The organism is Desulfovibrionales bacterium (assembly GCA_028715605.1).
Lineage (GTDB): Bacteria > Desulfobacterota > QYQD01 > QYQD01 > QYQD01 > QYQD01.
This window is the reverse complement of record JAQURM010000002.1, coordinates 232,519-251,540: the sequence shown is the minus strand read 5'-3', so window position 1 is coordinate 251,540 and position 19,022 is coordinate 232,519. Positions and strand designations below refer to the sequence as shown.

The 19,022-nt window shown below is 49.0% G+C and carries 14 protein-coding genes and 2 pseudogenes; all 16 read right to left on the bottom strand.

Features of this window, described 5'->3' with window-relative positions:
• Window positions 1-34: 34 nt before the first annotated feature.
• Window positions 35-580, bottom strand: a complete 546-nt coding sequence (locus PHT49_03860; GenBank protein ID MDD5451009.1) for a GNAT family protein — start codon at window positions 578-580, stop codon at window positions 35-37.
• Between the two features lie 373 nt (window positions 581-953).
• Complete coding sequence (locus PHT49_03855; GenBank protein MDD5451008.1) at window positions 954-1,709, bottom strand: imidazole glycerol phosphate synthase cyclase subunit; 756 nt, start codon at window positions 1,707-1,709, stop codon at window positions 954-956.
• Between the two features lie 174 nt (window positions 1,710-1,883).
• On the bottom strand, window positions 1,884-2,501 hold the full coding sequence (gene hisH / locus PHT49_03850; GenBank protein MDD5451007.1) for an imidazole glycerol phosphate synthase subunit HisH: 618 nt from the start codon (window positions 2,499-2,501) through the stop codon (window positions 1,884-1,886).
• Window positions 2,502-2,644: 143 nt separating this feature from the next.
• Window positions 2,645-3,868 (bottom strand): N-acetyl sugar amidotransferase, encoded by a 1,224-nt coding sequence (locus PHT49_03845; protein MDD5451006.1) that lies wholly within the window; start codon window positions 3,866-3,868, stop codon window positions 2,645-2,647.
• A gap of 358 nt (window positions 3,869-4,226) precedes the next feature.
• Window positions 4,227-5,282, bottom strand: a complete 1,056-nt coding sequence (gene pseI / locus PHT49_03840; GenBank protein ID MDD5451005.1) for a pseudaminic acid synthase — start codon at window positions 5,280-5,282, stop codon at window positions 4,227-4,229.
• A gap of 4 nt (window positions 5,283-5,286) precedes the next feature.
• Entirely contained in the window at window positions 5,287-6,849 is a 1,563-nt protein-coding gene (pseG, locus tag PHT49_03835) for a UDP-2,4-diacetamido-2,4,6-trideoxy-beta-L-altropyranose hydrolase (protein ID MDD5451004.1), read from the bottom strand.
• A 28-nt stretch (window positions 6,850-6,877) separates the two neighbouring features.
• Window positions 6,878-7,237: a four helix bundle protein gene (locus PHT49_03830; GenBank protein ID MDD5451003.1), complete on the bottom strand. Its 360-nt coding sequence runs from the start codon at window positions 7,235-7,237 to the stop codon at window positions 6,878-6,880.
• A 48-nt stretch (window positions 7,238-7,285) separates the two neighbouring features.
• Window positions 7,286-9,337, bottom strand: coding sequence for an aminotransferase class III-fold pyridoxal phosphate-dependent enzyme (locus tag PHT49_03825; protein ID MDD5451002.1), 2,052 nt, complete (start codon window positions 9,335-9,337; stop codon window positions 7,286-7,288).
• A gap of 164 nt (window positions 9,338-9,501) precedes the next feature.
• Window positions 9,502-10,521: a Gfo/Idh/MocA family oxidoreductase gene (locus tag PHT49_03820; GenBank protein ID MDD5451001.1), complete on the bottom strand. Its 1,020-nt coding sequence runs from the start codon at window positions 10,519-10,521 to the stop codon at window positions 9,502-9,504.
• Window positions 10,522-10,530: 9 nt separating this feature from the next.
• A complete protein-coding gene (gene pseC / locus PHT49_03815; protein ID MDD5451000.1) occupies window positions 10,531-11,919 on the bottom strand; it encodes a UDP-4-amino-4,6-dideoxy-N-acetyl-beta-L-altrosamine transaminase in 1,389 nt (462 codons plus the stop codon).
• Window positions 11,916-12,122, bottom strand: a complete 207-nt coding sequence (locus PHT49_03810) for a GxxExxY protein (protein ID MDD5450999.1) — start codon at window positions 12,120-12,122, stop codon at window positions 11,916-11,918. The genes pseC and PHT49_03810 overlap by 4 nt, the downstream gene beginning before the upstream one ends.
• A 574-nt stretch (window positions 12,123-12,696) precedes the next feature.
• Window positions 12,697-13,659 (bottom strand): annotated as a pseudogene (gene pseB / locus PHT49_03805) (UDP-N-acetylglucosamine 4,6-dehydratase (inverting)).
• Window positions 13,660-13,695: 36 nt separating this feature from the next.
• Window positions 13,696-13,899 (bottom strand): annotated as a pseudogene (locus PHT49_03800) (MerR family transcriptional regulator).
• 769 nt (window positions 13,900-14,668) lie between these two features.
• On the bottom strand, window positions 14,669-16,315 hold the full coding sequence (locus PHT49_03795; protein MDD5450998.1) for a glycosyltransferase family 9 protein: 1,647 nt from the start codon (window positions 16,313-16,315) through the stop codon (window positions 14,669-14,671).
• A 439-nt stretch (window positions 16,316-16,754) separates the two neighbouring features.
• Window positions 16,755-17,750, bottom strand: a complete 996-nt coding sequence (locus tag PHT49_03790) for a glycosyltransferase (GenBank protein MDD5450997.1) — start codon at window positions 17,748-17,750, stop codon at window positions 16,755-16,757.
• A 54-nt stretch (window positions 17,751-17,804) separates the two neighbouring features.
• Complete coding sequence (locus PHT49_03785) at window positions 17,805-18,992, bottom strand: glycosyltransferase family 9 protein (protein ID MDD5450996.1); 1,188 nt, start codon at window positions 18,990-18,992, stop codon at window positions 17,805-17,807.
• Between the last annotated feature and the right edge of the window lie 30 nt (window positions 18,993-19,022).

Below are 19,022 nucleotides of genomic sequence, written 5' to 3'. Positions count from 1 at the left end.
ACTCAATTTTTATCCTGCCGGCATAATCGACAGATTATCGTGTAATGCCCAATATGACTTCATCGACATACTCTCCACGGTAAAATCGCTGTTTTTTCCTGACCCCTTCTACCGAGAAACCAGCTTTTTTGAAGGCCTCAATCGAACCAATGTTGTTTGCGTATATCCCTGCCGTCAATTTATGAAGATTTAACGTGTTAAAAGCGTAATCGGTGACCAGTTTAATAGCCTCTGTACCATATCCTCTCCCCCAGCTTTTTTTTTCTCCAATGATAAGAGCAATATCCGCAAAGCGATGAAACCAGTTGATAGGGCCTACCTTAATATTTCCAATGTGCTCGTCCCCATTTTTTACAATAACAGCCATAAACGCACTGTTGGCATCTTCTTGCATTTGTCTCACGTAAAATTCTATCTTCTCTCGTGAATATGGAAAAAACCGGGTCTCCAAATATTGGACCACCTCAGGATCGTTCATCCAGCGGTAGTAATTTTCAGTCACATCCGAAAGGCGAACTTCTCGTAAATAAATCCGTTCTCCATCTATAAATGGCCTGGCGCTTTCTTTTTGACTTTCCATGATACCTCTTTTCTGACCCTCTTCCGGCTACAATCCCTCCGCCCGAATGCTTTCAGCCTTGAAACCTGAGGTTACCAGTCCTATACTCAAAAAAAAGTTATTAATCTGGAACTCAGGAAATCAGGAAAGTATTTTTGAGAAATTGATTTTCAGCAATTCGGCTTCTGGGTGCTCTGTTCTTTCATGAGTTCCTGAGTTCCAGATTATCAGCCTTAATTTTCTGAGTTCCTGATTCAAACGTCTTCCTGAATTCCTGATTTGATATGTTCTTTGCACTTTTTATCAATCATACATTTTCAAAACGCTAAATTGTTACCATTTTTACTATATGCAACTTCATCCGGGCTGGTACTGTCTAATCTTCCTCCTAATTCTACGTATGCAGACGAATAGGTATGCCTGCATTTCTGACCCGGGAACGGGTCTGCATAGGGTTCTCATCCTTAAAGCAAAAGTAAGTCCCTGCCGAAACGGCATCTGCTTTTGCCACGATAAAGCCATCCACAAAATGGCTGGCCATTCCGCAACCTCCTGAAGCAATGACCGGAATGGAAACTGCCTCTGTCACTCGCTTTGTCAGCGCCAAATCCAGACCAGTTCGGGTGCCGTCCCGGTCAATGGACGTTAATAATATCTCGCCTGCGCCACGCTTCTCACCTTCAACAGCCCAGTCCACAGGATCGAGGCCGGTTTTATATCTGCCTCCCTTGACCCAAACACAGTACTTGTTATCTCCATCTCTCCGATAGTCGATGCTCAAAACTACACACTGCGCACCAAATATTTCCGAAGCCCTATTAATCAGATCCGGGGCTTCGACCGCAGCAGTATTAACACTCACCTTGTCGGCGCCGTTAGACAGTAATGTGCGAAAATCTGTTATACATCGGACTCCGCCTCCCACCGTGAATGGTATAAAAATTTCCTCGGCCGCCTTTCTCACCACGTCTATCACCGTCTCTCGATTTTCCAGCGAAGCATCGAGATCCAGGAATATCAATTCATCTGCAGCCTGGGCCTCATAGATCTTGGCCTGGGAGACTGGATCCCCTATCTCGATAACCTCTCCGAACTGAACGGTAGTCACGAGAACCATCTGGGTTGTTGACCCGAAACGGCTCGCTCTCATCTGTAACTTTGGTATAAGGCGCTTCTTCAACATCAGCCACAGACCCACACTGACTTACACAGACTCAACCCTGACATGGACGGCATGCCGTAACCCATAACTCGCAACCCGCAACTTATAAGGCCCACCCGTAACTCCTAACTCGGAACGCGAAACACGTAACCCGCAACTCGGTCATGGCTTCCATTTGAGAAAATTGCTAAGCACCTGTAGGCCATAATCCTGGCTTTTTTCCGGGTGAAACTGGGTGCCGAAGATATTATTACGCCTGACCGCTGCGGTTACCGCGCCGCCGTAATTGCAGATCGCATCCACATCGTGTTCATGATCGCACCTCAAGTGATAGGAGTGGACGAAGTAGCAATCAGGGGACAGCGGTAACCCTGCAAAAAGCGGGCTCTCTTGACGGTAATGAACCTCATTCCAGCCCACGTGGGGCACTCGCAGAAGCGGATCGTCAGGCTGGAGGCGGACGACATCACCCTCGATCCAACCCAATCCTTTGTGTTCCCCGCCTTCGAAACCTCGGCGCGCCATGGCCTGCATGCCGAGGCAGATACCCAGAATGGGCTTGCCCTGCTGGAGAATCGCCTTATTCAGGGCTTCTGTGAAACCTTTCTCTGTCAGGTTCGTCATACAATCCCCGAAAGCGCCGACACCCGGAAGCACAATTCGCTCAACATCTTTGAGATCTTCCCCCCGGGTGCAGACTTTCACCTCCGCTCCCACCATCTCCAACCCGTGGTAAACGGAAAGCAGATTCCCCATACCGTAATCAACGATACCGATCATTGATCGTTCACCGTTCTCCGTTCACTGTTGACCGTAACCCCTTAGCCTCAACCCTGAATTTGCAGCACCCGCAACCCGTAACTCGTAACGCGCAACATCTTTTGATAAAATCCTGAAAATCTGCGTTCATCTGCGTCCCATAATCAAAGCGCTGCTCGCAACGGGACTCGTCCATTTCTGCGACGCCAGCGGTCAAGCTGAACCTCTGTTTCTTCCCGGGACATGGCTCCGTGTCTGGGCCACATCTCAACATCATGAACTTTCCCGCCAGGTTCAACCTTCGAAGGGTCATGTTTGTAAGGCGAAACACCGTGACTCATTGCGATCTCAAGGAATTCGTCTTCCGTCAATCCGGTATATTCCAGGAAAATATCGAGACTGGGAGGACGTTTCCCCTCGAATCCTTTGATCATCTCCAGCGCCTCGTCACGCCTCATACGGTCATTGCGAATATCGATGGATGCGAGGTGGGCAGGGCGAGTATAACCTCGCTTAATGTATTTGATATAATCGCGCACGCCCTGCAAATAGCATTCTATTTTTTCATAATCGTACCCAGGGGGAACATTTTCCACTTCATCACCTTTCCACCCCAGCTCGGCCTCAATGATGCTTTTCTGTCGCTTGACGTCCCAAGGGATGAAACTTCCGAGACAGACTGATCGGTAATTGATCTTGCGAAGTTCCTTTAGGGGCGGATATTTAAAAGGTTGAAGGTCGCGCTCATCGATGCGGCCTTCGAACCGCACAAACATATCCTCAGCCGTAATCCCAAGATTTATGTAACGGTTGAAGCGTTTTTCGTCCACTTCCTCCGGTTGATCATAACTGTAGTACGCGGTATACTCGGCGGAAGGTTCGCCCCAAAAGATCAGAGGAACTTTATACCGGATTGCCACCCACATGGGATAGGCAAAAATTCCCGTGTGGCAATGCCAGCAGAAGTCCCCTTTTTCGAGGAAGCTTTGGAGCATCAACTTCTGTACAACGTGCCAGTTTGGCGTAAAGACATGCAGGTCAACACCGAGCTTGCGGATGGTGCGAATAGTATTTTCAAGTAGATTGGGACGCAAAAAACCATGGTCGAAACGGACTACGAGAGGTTTGATGCCATACTCTTTTACCAGATAGTAAAGCGTCCAGGTACTGTCCTTACCGCCGCTGAAAGGAACGATACAGTCATAATCGTACTTACCGCGATAAGCCCCGATGAGTTTATCAAGTTCGCGCTTCTTTGCATCCCAGTCGATAGCCGTCTGCTTGTATTCGTGCTGGCGGCAAATGTTGCAAACGCCTTCTTCGTCGAAAACAATGGTTTCGTGCGTCTCAGGAAGAACGCATTTAGTGCAACGCCTGAGATCATTCATTGTATGCACCTCCGATTAGATAATTCGTAACACTTTAGGTGTTTGCAACAATCCTACATTCAGAGAAGACTATTAATCTGGAACTCATGAACTCATGAAAAACAGAGTAACCAAAAGCCGAACTGCTGAAAATCGATTTCTCAAAAATACTTCCCTGATTTCCTGAGTTCCTGATTTGATATGTTTCTTTGCACTTTTTATCATGCATTTTCAAAACGCTAACTTGTTACGATAATTGAAGCTCCCCGTCCGCCGCAGGCGGGCGGCGGATGGGGAATCTCCGTATGCAAGGTAAAATGCATCATATTCGCTCGCTAACCCCGCTGCAAGCAGCAGGGAATGCGCTCGCTATGCATGTTCAAACAACCATTAAACTCCGGTCAACGGGTGTGCCTTTTTTAATATCTTTTGAGGCCCGGTGACTTAGAACTTCTTTCAAAAATTTGGGCGGCAGGCCGTATCCGGGTCGGATAGACCGAACATTCTCCGCACTAAATACCTCGCCGGCCTCCATGTCCTGCACCACAAAAAGGGATCGCCTGAACATGAGACTCCTGGATTCCTCACTGCTCGCACCATAGTTGACTGTTCCGAGGGCCTTTTCGGATGTGCGGATCGCCTCCACCATCGCCGCAAATTCATGCGGTTCCAGGGAAAAGGCAGAATCGGGACCGGGGACAGCCCGCGACAAAGTGAAGTGTTTCTCTACAATGCACGCCCCCAGCGCCACCGCCGACACAGGCACGGCTATACCCAGGGTGTGATCCGACAACCCCACCGGGACGTTAAATGCAGTCATCATGTGTGGAATAGTCCGCAAGTTCATATCCTCCGGCAGCGCCGGGTATGCACTGGTGCACTTGAGGAGGCCAATCTGCGTGGCTCCTGCACGGCGCGCGGTCTGAACCGCCTCCTCGATTTCTCCCAGGTTCGCCATTCCGGTTGAGATGATCAATGGCTTCCCGGTTTGGGACATTTTTTCGATGAGCGGAATATCTACAATCTCGAACGATGCCACCTTATGGACCGGCACGCCCATTTCTTCCAGAAAGTCCACAGCCGAGTAATCAAACGCTGCGGAAAACAAGTCCATACCCAGGTCTTCGGCGACTGCTTTCAGCTTGGGCTGCCATTCCCACGGCATATAGGCTTCACGGTAGAGGTCGTATAGACTACGGTTCTCCCACAGGGTGCCTTTCCCAATCTGAAAATGACGGTTATCACAACAGATGGTCATGGTGTCCGGAGTATAGGTTTGCAACTTTACGGCGTCTGCCCCCGCTGCCTTGGCCGCCTTGACAAGTTCAACCGCCCTGTCAAATTCCTGACGGTGGTTGGCGGATAACTCGGCGACAATATACACCGGATATCCCTCTCCAACAGGGCGACCATTTATCTCAATCAGGCTGTTCATACGTTCACTGAGGTCTCTCCATGACGAAATGGAAGGCTTTCTGCCCCTTGACCACGCAAATCCCGGACCTTTTGAATCCGGCATTGAAAAAGGCCTTCGCGGATCCGTAATTACCCTCCTTCACGTATGCATGAATGGAGCCAATCCGCGCAGTTTCAAATACTTTTCCGCAGGCCAATCGAATGATTCTGTTACCGTACCCCCTGTTTCGAAACGCTTTGTCCACGCTGACCGAGATTATCGCTTCGCCGCCGTCCACGTCAAACCGCACCTGTCCGATAGAAGTCCCCTCTCCGTTGCTTGCCACCCAAAAAACGCAGCCAGGGTCGCCCAGTTTTGACTCCAGCCACTTAACGTGATCCTCCCACTTGATAGATTCCGGCGAAAAAGAGACCTCACGCGTCTCCGGATCATTCGCCCACTTCCACAAAAGCCGGCAATCATCGACAGATGCCGGACGCAGTTCCATTTCCCCACCCTGCAAACATTTCACTACTCTTGCGGCGCCTTCACCATCGACCAAATTCCGGCCGGACCGGGCCATCGCCTCCCGCTCTCCCCGATCCCTGAGCAACCGAAGAAGCGCCCGGGATATCTCGTGCGGCGGGACCGCGCTCTGCCTGCCCAGATTAATCGCTGCTCCGGCCGCTTCCAGCCGATCGGCTACGCAGTTTTGATTGTCGGCCACGACCAGCAGCAGAGCAGGCAACCGCATGAATGCCAGTTCCCAGCAGGTAGTTCCCGCGGCTGAAATGGCCAAATCCGCCCAGGCCATTAGCTCGGGCATATTGTGCGGAGCAGAGAGAAGAGATATATTAACCGTTGACCGTTGACCGTTCACCGACCTTTCATAAATAGTCTGCTTCAGGCTGCTAACATGCATATTGGAAGGACCTGCTATGATCTTTACTTCCAGATCTGAATGACTAAGCATCTTTATGGAATCGATCACCTTCAGGGAAATATTATCCGGATCGCTTCCGCCCAGGGTTGCCAGAATTTTCCGAGCCATATCAGGGATCTCTCGTTTCCAGTTATGCCATTTCATAAATTCACGTCGGAGAAGAGCATAGCAAGTACCCAATAAAAGCTTCGTATAAGGCTCTCTATTCCTGTATATCTCCTCAGAGGCATATATATTCTGATTCAACACGATATCTGCGTAGTAATGACTAGCATGGCCATAGTCATCCATTATCAGGAGCCTTGCGCCGCGGCCCTTGACCATTCGCTGGTACCGCGTGTCAAACCGGTAGCCGTCCGCGGTTATCCATGTCGCCCCTGCCTCTTGCGCCAGACTTGCCGTAGCTGTGGCATCCTCGGCGCTTCCCGGCTTGACCGCCAGATGAACAACCTCGACACCTTCTGATTTCAAGCGGACCTCCAGATTGGGCGCCTCCGTGGCCATCGCAAAAATGGGATGCCCCCCGGCATCCTGCCATCCCTGGGCCAATGCGAGGCAGCGCATCACATGCCCGGCGCCGATTTCGGTCCCGGCATCCGCCCGGATAACAAGATTCTTCGCCACAGAGGGCACAGAGCACACAGAGTTCATTTCTTTAGCCACAGACCCACACACAAATAGCTATCAGCTTTCAGCCGTCAGCTTTCAGCCTTTTAATGAAGGATGTTAGCATTTGTTTCACTTCGCTGAGATCGCGAACGATCTGGTCATAATCTGAGGGCACCAGAAAACCGAGATCCTGAGAAAGAAGCAGGTGATACTCCAGCTCGCTTGCTGACCCCATGGCTATCTGTAGGAACCGTGCATATTCCGTGTCTCCATTCCTGCCGCAACCTTCAGCGATGTTGGCAGGTACCGAAACACTGGCTCGCCTTATTTGGCTGGTAAGCCCGTAAATCTCTTCTTTAGGAAATTTCCTGGATGCTTTGTAAACAGCAAGTGTCACCGCATGGCTCTTTTGCCATACTTTCAATTTCTTAAAATCTCCCAACCCAACCTCCTGCTGATAGCTGATGACTGACAGCTGATGGCTGCATTTTCATGGCTTTCTAAATACCGGCTGCACCGGTTTGCCTTCGAGCCTCTGTGCCACATCCCCGCATTTGATGGCCTCGGCCAGTATCTCCAACGCCGTCCGATACACACGCAAGGTATAGTCGATATCCGCATCGCTGTGGCTGAAACAGATATTCTGGCCTCCGGAGAACAGGATCCCTCGCTTCAGGCATTCCTGCTGGAACAGGCTTTTGAAGACCAAGGACTCTTCTCCGTTCTCGTCCTTGTAGGTGATAACCGTACGAGGCGGCAAACCGATGCATCTTGTGAAAGCATCTACACCGAACTCTCGTGCCAGGACGTTGTATCCGTCCTTCAACTTCGTCCCTTGCTCCCAAAGATGCCCAATTACATTCTGCCTACGGATCTCGGCAATGGTAGCCACCGCTGCCGCCAGAGAAATTGTCTCGCCGCCAAAGGTAAAGGAAAAGAATATTTCGTCAAAAACCTCCATAATCTCACGGCGTCCCACCACCGCCGCAATCGGATATCCATTGCCCATGGCCTTTCCAACGCAAGCTAGGTCAGGCACAACTCCGAAGTATTCTTGCGCTCCGCCCAGCGCCAGGCGAAAGCCCGTAACCACCTCGTCGAAAACCAGTAATGCCCCTTCGCGCTGCGTCAGTTCCCGCACCTGTTGCAGGAACCCGTCGCACGGCTCTATTATTCCAACCGGCTCCATGATTACCGCTGCCACATGGCCCTTGTGCTCGTCAAATACCCGTTCCAGGCTGGCAATATTGTTGTATTCAAAGGCAACAGTCAGTTCCTGTACGGCCTTCGGCACCCCCCTGTTCCTTGTGGTGGTCCCTATGTACCAATCCTGCCAACCGTGATAGCCGCAGCAGGCCACGACCTCCTTACCGGTATAGGCCCGTGCAACACGGACAGCCCCTGCGGTGACATCGGATCCGTTCTTTCCGAAGCGTACCATCTCGGCGCAGGGAATAATCTCGACAAGTATTTCTGCCGCTTCCACTTCCAGCGGATGCGGCAGTGAAAATGTTATCCCGTCCTGCATTTGGCGGTTAACCGCCTCGGTTATGGCCGGATAGTTGTGGCCCAGGATGATCGGTCCCAGGGCCATAGGGTAGTCGATGTATTCATTGCCGTCCACATCCCATACATGGCTACCCTGACCGCGCTTGAGAAATACCGGCGCGACACCCTGCACAAACTGCGTGGGCCCCTTGCTGAAGGTCTGACTGCAGGAGGGAATAAGTCTCGTAGCTTTTGCCTTTAGCTCACCGGAATTCTTCAGTTCTCTCGTTCTCTGGGAAACGCGAGGCTCTCTCGCCAGGGAAATATAGTATCCGCTGTTTCGAACACTGCCCTGATTGATTTTCGCTAGATCCGGCTCCTGATCGAGCAGATTCGTGATATCAGAGAGAGCAAAGAGCCGGCCGTTACCGCCGAGTCTGGCGTAAACGGCACGTACGAAGTCCAGATCACGCGTCTCATCAACACTCCATCGAAATCCGCGGGCAGACAGATCTACGGCGTTTTCAACATTCATCAGTCGAAATCGTCCTGAGGTGCGAACGTATGGCGTTACGTGTTCCCGCTCGCTTGCCCGCCTTGCTTCCCCCCAGGCCGCCTCTAATGCCGCAAACGTAAGTACTTCTGTATCCAGACCATCAGGGTACGTGTATCTTAGCGTATTGGAGACGTAATCGTAATCGCCTCCGAGATAGACACGAACCACCCTGTCAACGACACCGGGATCGATCAACGGGCAGTCCGCAGTGATACGGACCACCCCATCCGCACAAAATGTCTTTGCAGCCTGATAAAAACGGTCAAGCACATCCGCCTCGTTACCGCGAAAATACTCGATTTCGTGTCTCATACAGAAATCGACTACAGGATCGTCGGCCTGGCTTACTGAAGTCGCTACTACCGCTTTGTCTACAGACGGGACTGTCCGTACCCTGTTCCACACATGCCAGAGCATGGGTTTCCCGCAGATGTCTGCAAGCACCTTGCCCGGTAGTCTAGTGGACCCCATACGCGCCTGAATAATAGCCAAAATCATATAAGTCCCTTTCTAGCCACAGAGGTCACAGAGGGCACAGAGGAATTCAGTATCATGGCGAGGGCGTCGGAATGGAACCCTGACCGTCAAGATAGCCCTATGGGTTCCGCCGGGAAAAGAAAGAAATCTCTGTGAACTCTGTGCGCTCTGTGGCAAGCATCTTTTCATTTCTTTCCTGAGTTCCTGAGTTCCAGATTCAACATCTTCTTTATTTGTCCGTCGCGGGCCGATTCCTTGGCTGCCAGGATGGCCTGGAGGATTTTCACCCCACTATGGATATCCGTAATCGTTTGCTTCCCGTTCCGGACGCAATCCAGGAAATGTTTCATCTCCTCGACATACATCATATTCAGGTCATAGCCACTCTGCTCCTGGAATACCTCCCACATTTCTTCCTTTGCCTTATAGAGACGAACCTCACGGTCGTTGAAGTCCCATTTCAACGTTCCCTGTTCTCCAAAAAACTCATAGTTCCTCTGATAGCGTCTCTGCGTATAGTCGAGATGAATTTCGCCGATAGTGCTGCTGCTGAATCTCAGAATCACCTCGGCGGTATCTTCTGTATCGATTTCGAGATCGCTCAGTTTCCCGGCCATACAAAAGATCTCTTTTATATCGCCCATGAACCAGCTCATATAGTCAAACTCGTGGGAGTCAAAAAGGATACCACCGCCAAGCTCCCGCCGGGCGCTGTAAGTCTTCCGATAGTCCTCCCACGGATGCCAGTCGGGCAGGTACTGACCAAACTGGCACCGTGCCGACAGCATTCTTCCCAAAACACCAGATTCGAGGATTTTCTTCATCTTTACAAAGCTCGGGTGGAATTTGAAGTTAGTACCGATTAAGGTAATAAGCTGTTTCCTCTCCACCTCTTCTACCAAATCAGCTACTTGATCGAAGCTGTTCGACAATGGTTTTTCGATAAAAAGATGGCATCCTGTTCTCGCCGCCTCCAGAGCTAGGGGAACATGAAGGCTCGGGGGCGTGCCAATAACGACTGCGTCAGGCCTTGCCGCTAAAACGTCCGGGAACCTGGAAAACCCTGTAATGCCATTCTCCGCTCTCACAATACTAAGCCGTTCAGGGTCGGCATCGCATCCGATAATGTCCTGTACACCCAGAACAATCAGATTCCTGATATGACGTCTTCCAATAGAACCACAGCCGACTACAGCAATTCTCATATTGCTTCTCTAAAGTCTGCTTCCTACTTCTTCCAAGACATTCGACACTTGCTCTATCTCCTTCTCGGACATTCCGGGGAACATGGGAATGGACAGGCAATGCCGGAAAAAGTGCTCGGCATTGGGCCAGCTATTAGCCTTAAAGCCCAATTTCTGGTAAAAAGGGTGCCTGTAAACCGGTATATAATGGACCTGTGCGCCCACTCCCATCCTCTTAAGCTCTGCCATGACCTCGTCTCTCGACATCCTGGCCTCATCGTGTATAAGTATGGCATAAAGGTGGTAGGAGGATTGGCACCCGTCCGGCTCCGTCTGATGACGTAATTTGGGGAGCCCTCCTATTATTCGTGAATACTGCCCGGCGATGGAACGCCTTCGTTCCACGAAAGACCCTATTTTGTTCAGTTGAGATCTCCCGAGGGCACACTGGATATCGGTGATCCGGTAGTTATAGCCGAGGTTCTGCATCTCGTAATACCATGGGGGCATGGCCCGTTGTCCGTTCACCGTTGTCCGTTCACCGACGGAAACAATTGAATTGCCTTTCACGGTCAACTGTGAACTGTGAACCGTGAACTCTTCAGGGTTACGCGTAATACCATGGTTTCTGAGGAGGACCAGACGCCCATACAGAGCTGCGTCGTTGGTAGTCACCATACCACCTTCACCCGTAGTGATATGCTTAACAGGATGAAAGCTGAACACAGTCATATCGGAATGAGAACAACTCCCGATACTGATCCATCGGCTGTCTTCTTCCCGCCCTACTCTGTACTTGGCCCCCAGAGCATGGCAGGCGTCCTCAATAATGACTAAATCAAACTTTTTTGCGACCCGGTGGATTTCAGACATGTCGCAGGGAAGGCCGGCAAAGTGGACAGGGATGACTGCACGAGGCCTGGACGTTGACCGTTGCCCGTTGACCGTTGCCCGACCTTTTGATTGTGAACGGTGAACTGTAAACGGTGGACGACTTTTTAGATATGCTTCCAACCGCCCGGGATCCAGATTGAAGGTTGCAGGGTCAATATCCACGAAAGCGGGCCGGGCGCCCACATAAAGCGCACAGTTGGCCGTGGCCACAAAAGTAATCGGGCTGGTTATAACCTCATCTCCTGGACCAAGGCCGGCGGCTAAACATGCCAGATGCAGCGCAGCCGTCCCACTGTTCACCGCTACAGCGTATCTGGAACCGACATAGACGGCAAAAGCCTCCTCAAATTCCCGCACCCTGGGGCCCTGGGTTAGCCAATCTGATCGCAGGGTCTCAACCACTGCGGCTATGTCGTCGTCATCAACCGACTGCCGGCCGTAGGGAATAAGGGGACGCTCACCGTTATCCGTTGACCGTTCACCAATACTCTTTGCCACAGAGGGCACAGAGGTCACAGAGTTCATAGAGACAGCCTTTTCACACCGCTGACCAGTTTGCTTTCGCCAAAGTTGATAAGCAGGCCCCGTTTTAAGCCCATGCTTTTTAGATACGACAATACCTGAGCCGTAAAGATATCCTCCAGCCTGCGAACCGACTTAATTTCGACCACAACTTCATTATTCACCAGTAAATCAATCCGTTGTCCCTGTAACCGTTCACCGTTCATTGTTGACCGTTCACCGAAAAGACGTTCCTTGTGCTTTTCAGAGAATACTTGGCTCCTGATCTCTGGTCCCTAGTCTCTTGGCACCAGGACCGGAGACCGATGGAATACGCGATCACCGTGCCCCTTTGCCAAAAAGATGCTTTTCGAATTCTTACGGACAACGGTGAACAGTCAACGGTGAACGGTTACCTATTGCCGCCGCTATGATCTGTTCCGTTAGTTTATCTGCCATGTCTTATTCCCAAAATCAGAATCTTGCCACAGGGGCACAGAGATCAGTAATTCAAGCCAGAATCCGTTTTCCCACGGGTAGCAGTCTGGACGGTTTTTCTTAACTGCCTTGCCTTTTTCTTTTGATTTTTTGGAAGTCATTGAATTTTCTCTGTGCCCTCTGTGTCCTCTGTGGCAAGACAGTCTTGAAATGCGTCTGCGGCTAAAAGCCTTACGGTCAACGGTGAACTCCTTCCAATCCTTCTTCGGAATTCAGCATGTTCAAGATCACCTTCTCGTTTAAATGATGAATAGTGGATAATAATTCGTGAGCCGAATCGTCTTCCGCCGCTGGGGAGTCGTAGATGATTTCCCTCAAATGATCCTCCGTCAGCCATTCGTCATTCTTATCGCTGGTGTATACAAAGCCATCCGGCAGCTTCTGACCGATGTCATAACGATTACGGTTTTCCCACCATGAATAGCGTGGCATGATGATATACATACCATCGTAGGCAACAGTGTTCCGCCCTTCCTCCTCTGTAATCAGAGCCTCATGGAGTTTCTCGCCCGGCCTTATCCCTATAAATCCGATTTCACATCCCGGGGCTACTGCTCTGGCTAAATCCATGATCTTCATACTTGGTATCTTAGGCACAAAAATTTCCCCTCCCTGCATATGGCAGAGGGCCTTAATAACCAATTCAATCGCCTGATCGAGCGTAATCCAGAACCTGGTCATCCGTCTGTCCGTTATGGTTACCTTTCCGCTCTTTTTCTGCTCTTTGAATAGAGGGATAACGCTGCCTCTACTTCCAATAACATTGCCGTACCGCACGCAACAAAACCGCGTACCCCGTGAACCGGAGTAGGAATTTCCCTGGATGAAAAGCTTGTCCGCACAGAGTTTGGTAGCTCCATAGAGGTTGACCGGGTTTACGGCTTTGTCCGTACTCAGTGCCACTACTTTCTTCACACCGGTGTTGATGGCAGCATCGATGACATTCTGCGCCCCGTAGATATTGGTTTTTACCGCCTCAAAAGGATTATATTCGCAGGAGGGAACCTGCTTAAGCGCTGCGGCATGTACGACTATATCTACTCCCTCCATCGCCCTTTTTAAACGGTCAGCATCTCTTACATCACCGATAAAATACCTTAAAACCTCCTCGCCGAATTGTTGGCGCATCTCGTGTTGTTTTAACTCATCACGACTGTAAATTCTTATGACCCTTGGGTTATACTTTTCGACCATTACCTTACAGAAATGTTTTCCAAAAGACCCCGTTCCACCGGTTAAGAGAATCGATTGTTTTTCCCAATCTATCTTTCCGATGTCGGCATTCCCTTTTTTAAGAAGTCCCTTGGCCTGCTCAATTGTTCTATTCTTGCCGTGAAGCAATTCCTTGATTTGCATCAATGCATCAATATCCTCATCAGAATATCTTCTCTGCCCGCCATTCGTCCTTATTGGTTTGACAAACGCAGGAAAGGCGGACTCCCAATATCGGATCGTAGATGTTGGGACACCTAACTTCTTACTCACCTCTTGCACCCTGTAATCCATAGTCACGCTCCACTGTTGGATTGTTCACCGTTGACTGTTCACCGTTTACCGACCGGATAGCATTGAAGTCCTCAATTGCTCTCCGTATCACCGGCTCTCCGATTCTGTCGTTATCATTCCCCAATCCCGAAATCGGTTGTCACCGCGCCTGCCAGTCCCGGCGTCTGTTTTCGGTCAACGGTTAACGGATAACGGTCAACTATTATTACCGTTCTCGGCACATGGGAGAAGAAACTTTAATTTAACTTTTAGATTCACTTTAGGATTAGCAATTGCTATGCCATAATTATTTGTACTTATTTTACTTATGAAACCAGGTAGTTAGAGTAATTGCTGAATCTTCAGTAGGAACGAGGGTAGGCAAATTGTTCCGGGTACTAGGCAAATAAGTCAAAGATTTGACGACAACGTCTGAAATGCTGTAGATTTTTACAGTTGGAACTCAGGAACTCATGAAAAAACAGAGCAACCAGAAGCCGAATTGCTGAAAATCAATTTCTCAAAAATACTTTCCTGGCAACAATTTAGATTTTTGAAGGCCTGTCGTAAATGCGAGGGGTTGTAATGCCTGAAGTGTTACTGCTTATATGAATGAATCTGGAAATCAAGTCGTGCCATAGGCAGATTCGCACGCCTACGGCGTATCTTCGACCGAGGCGAAAAATCAGGAATGCATTTTTCTTCATGATTTCCTGAGTTCCTGATTATCAGCCTTATTTTCCTAAGTTCCTAATTTGATATGTTTCTTTGCACTTTTTATCATGCATTTTCAAAACGCTAAATTGTTACGTTTTTTAAGCGTTATCTCAAAACTGGTTACAATATCCGTTAGTGCCATATACTTTTCCAAAAACTTGTGCGCGAGCTCAGGAAAATTGCAAGGCTCCATTTCCGCCATATAGTACTCATGCATCTCTTTCAGAATGGAAAGCGGGCATTCTAAACCTCTTACCCTTTCCTCAATCTGCCTTAAGGATTCGATCATAACCTGGACAAGCGGGATATCCGGTTTATCTCTTTGAAATTGATCGATTATCTTCTGACATAAAGTCCTTCCGTCTTCATAGATCTTTTTATAGGATGAACAAGCTGTTTTAATGGCGGCTAAGATTTCTTCTGTCCGTAAGTCCTTACCTTTCACTTCAACATCAACAAAGTCCGAGTGCAGGCCAAGCCAGTCATTCCAGAGGTTTTGGCTGACTGATGCTTTTAGATAGTGGAACGACCTCAGCCAGGGCAAAAAACCGTCTGTATTTGGGCTGATCAACCGGTATCTCAACGTTCCATCGGTATGGAAGGAAGATTTGTATAAGCTGGCTTCCGGCCCCGCAGCCGCTATGCCTTCATCCAGACCCAAACACAGCCTCACCCCTTGCTCCACGGTTTCAGGTTTTATGTTTTCTCTGCATAAGGGATAATAACACGCAGTTGAGCCTAGGCACGGCGCACATGGATAATTCGACTGGACGGCCACATGTCCGGCCCCATAAGGACCTGTCACCCCGAAATGGGCCGTACTAACGAAGATCCCGACCACTTTGGTTTCCACCGCAGCCGCGATGTGGATCGGACCTGTATCATTACCTATTAATAGATCGATCCCCTTAAAAAATGAACCCAGCTCCGAAAGTCTCGTCTTCCCGATAAGGCTTGTAAGGGGATAGGTCGCCTGTTCATGAAACCTATCGGCAAGAGCCAGGTCTCTTTCAGATCCGAAAAGAACGATCTGTGCATCCAGGTGCTGGAAAAGGAGTTCTCCTAATTTGATAAAATTTTCCAACGGCCACGCCCTGTTGGGTTTGCTTGCTCCGAGCTGAAAACCAACGGATAACTTTCCACCTCGAACTCCGAGATCGGATAGTTGAGAGGCGCATTTTTGATCTAACGCCGGATCAGTAGGCAAAAACTGCCCTGCCGGCCTGTTTTTGACACCAGCCATTCCCATGTAAATATCAACTAAATTTAGTAAGTTGTCTTTCTGATTTCTTGTCATAGCAAAAAGATATTTTCCCCATTTGCCGGAGACGACAATCTCATCTTTGTCCGAAAATACCCTGCCTCTCTTCTGCCTGGCTCTCACCCTCCCGGACAAGTAACTGCTGCCCCAATTATGGGTCAAATTGACTAATAAGTCATACTCTTCGGCCAACTCAGGAACCCTGTTCCATAATCGGTCGAGCGCACCTAGACTTCCTTCGCTTAACTCCCCCACAATAGAACCGATCTCCTGCCACGGAAGTGTCACTAAATTATCGATCCACGGAACATCAGAAAGAATATGGCAAAAATCCTCAATGCCAAGATAAGTGATTACGCTGTGAGGCTGCTCCTCTTTCAATAACTTTAATGCCGGAAGACTCTGAACCATGTCACCCAGACGACTGAGATGGATTATCAAAATTTTTCCATCGTCCATATAAATCCCCTTTCCGGGCTTCCCGTATTGTCAAAAGATTAACCACAAAGCACACAGAAAAAATAAGAATATCAATAACACCTTAGGTGTTTGAAACAGTCCTACATTCAGAAAGGGCTATCAATCTGGAACTCACGAACTCATGAAAGAACAGAGCAACCAGAAGCCGGACTGCTGAAAATCAATTTCTCAATAATACTTTCCTGGTAACAATTTATATGAATGAATCTGGAAATCAAAAAATCAGGAATGGAACAACATTTTTCCTGAGTTCATGAGTTCCTGATTATCAGCCTTATTTTCCTGATTTCCTGAGTTCCTAATTCAAACGTCTTCCTGAATTCTTTCAAGCCCTCTCCTCCCCGAGTTCCTGATTTGATATGTTCTTTGCACTTTTTATCATGTATTCTAAAAACGCTAACTTGTTACGAACAGGCTCTTATGACAAAACACTCAAAACTTCCTCTGCGCGGTGTTTATACGTATGCTTTTTTAACACAAGCTCCTGAGCCCTTTTTGCAATTGCCTCGCGCTCAGCTTCATGTTCAAGAAAATAATCTATGGCCCGTTCCATATCCTCCCAGGTGTTCAAGGAAACTACCTCTTCCGCCGGATCAAAATGAAGTGTCAGAGGCTTTCGCATGTCGGTCAACTGAAAAGCGCCCAGCCCGGCCAATTCAAATGTTCTCGGATTTAAAAAGTCCCCTCCCTCAAATGTGTGCGGAAACGGGGATGAATGCAGATTAATATTTATGACCGAACGTTGATATATATCCCGCGCTTCACATTCCGTGATCCTACGATCGCCGACAACCACCGATGAGTTAGGATGTTTGTTCCATCCTTCGCCATATATTTTAAAGTCCGTCCTTCGCAGCTTACCAAAAAAATGAACGCGATTCGGATATGGGGCCCCCACAAAAGAAACGGATATTTTTGGCTTCTTTTCGCGGACCGGACATTCCAAATTGGAGTCGAACGCAGCAGGCAAGTAATAATAGTTATTGCAGCCGATCTGGTTTAACTGGTCCCAAAAGGTTTCTTTTTGTATTGTAAAAAAGTGATCAAAATGGGGTGCTATGGCCCTCCAGTACTCAAAAATACGATAGTCTTCCATAAACCAGTAGCACAGCCGTATGCCCGCCTTTTTGAACCCCTGCAGCATTTCGGAATCGTTAAGGGGAGACTGGGCAACGCCGAAAATAACATCGGGCTTGAAATTACTAACCCTTTCCAATAGCCTTATTCTAACTTTCAAATAAAACTGATATGATTTCTGCTCATCCCGTACGCTTCTTATCTCCAGCAGTTCTTTCTGAAGGTCTGCATAATCAAGAAAATCGGCCTCAAGCTTGATTTCGTTGAAGGCCTGATAAATGGCCCGTCCCATGGGTACGGTGCCGCCATAAATTGCCCCAACAACCAGGATACGCATCTATTGCCTCCGACAATATTCGTTCACGGCTAACTGCTTTTATTCGGTCAACGGTTAACGGACAACGGTCAACTGCTTATTAAATGCCTCAACCACTTCGTCCGGCCGCAACGCCTCAAAACAAGGACTCACTTCGGTCGGCGTAAAATCAACCTCCTTGCAGCCGCGGTGCGTTTCCAAACAAGGGCCTTTACACGTTTTGCCCTCGTACGGCGCCCTGATGCCGACGACAGAAGGATAATCGGCCACATGCGTTTCCGGGGGAAACGGCCCGAAAAGGGCTATGCCGGGTATGCCCATAGCCCCCGCCGCATGAACAATACCGGTATCAACAGATATGAAGGCATCGATCAATGACATAGCCGCAACCGTGTCATGGTAGTCGTGAACAAGATGTGAAAGATTTATTATCGGCGTCCTTAAGACATCAATTTCTTTTTGCATAAGCCTTGAGGCCTCTTTATCCTTAATAAGCAAGGCCTGGTATCTATCCTGTAGTTTGCTCGCTATCCCGGCAAAAAGGACCGGCGAGGCATTCTTATGTTGAAATCTCGATTTCCAATTAAGGCAAAGCAGCTTTTTGCCCGTTTCCTTTCGAATCCGGTCCAGCACAGGCTTAACCTTTTCTACCCTCTCGGCATCAGGTCTAATATAAGGTGAATCGATCCCTTCATGTGGACTCAGTTTAAGTATTTCAAGGCATAAATCCTTCATCGATTTGTGCAGAGACCTCTGATAGTTTACCGGAATAAAATTGACAAGGAAATCAAACGTGCTTAATTCTCGCAGGCTCAAAATATTCGGTCGCACGTCGGTCACATAAGGCGCACCGGGATAGGGAAAGTTATGGATCCAATTGCAGCCCAGGGTGATATACGGGGGATCGCCCTTCACCATAGTCTTTTTGTATAAGGCCGCTAATGCAGGCTGGATCAGGATCATGTCACCCCAGCCGGTCAGCATGAGGATCAAGACTCGCTTGCCACCAAGGTGCTGGGTGCTGTCATAGATTTGGGGAAATTTAATGTTCTCAGGAGTCGCTATTGAGTTATAGAGCGAAAGCCCGGGGACAGACCGCAAGCCGAAAAGATTGACATGCATATCTGTCAAAACCAACACATGCTCCGGATCAAAACCATGGTGAGCCGAGGGCTGAATCGACGTCGTGCAGCCATCTGTGTTAAACTCCAACGGAACAGATGAAGTAAGAAAACATACGCCTGGAATATTTAAAGTTGCCACAACAGGTTACACGGGCCCGCTTAGCGGCAC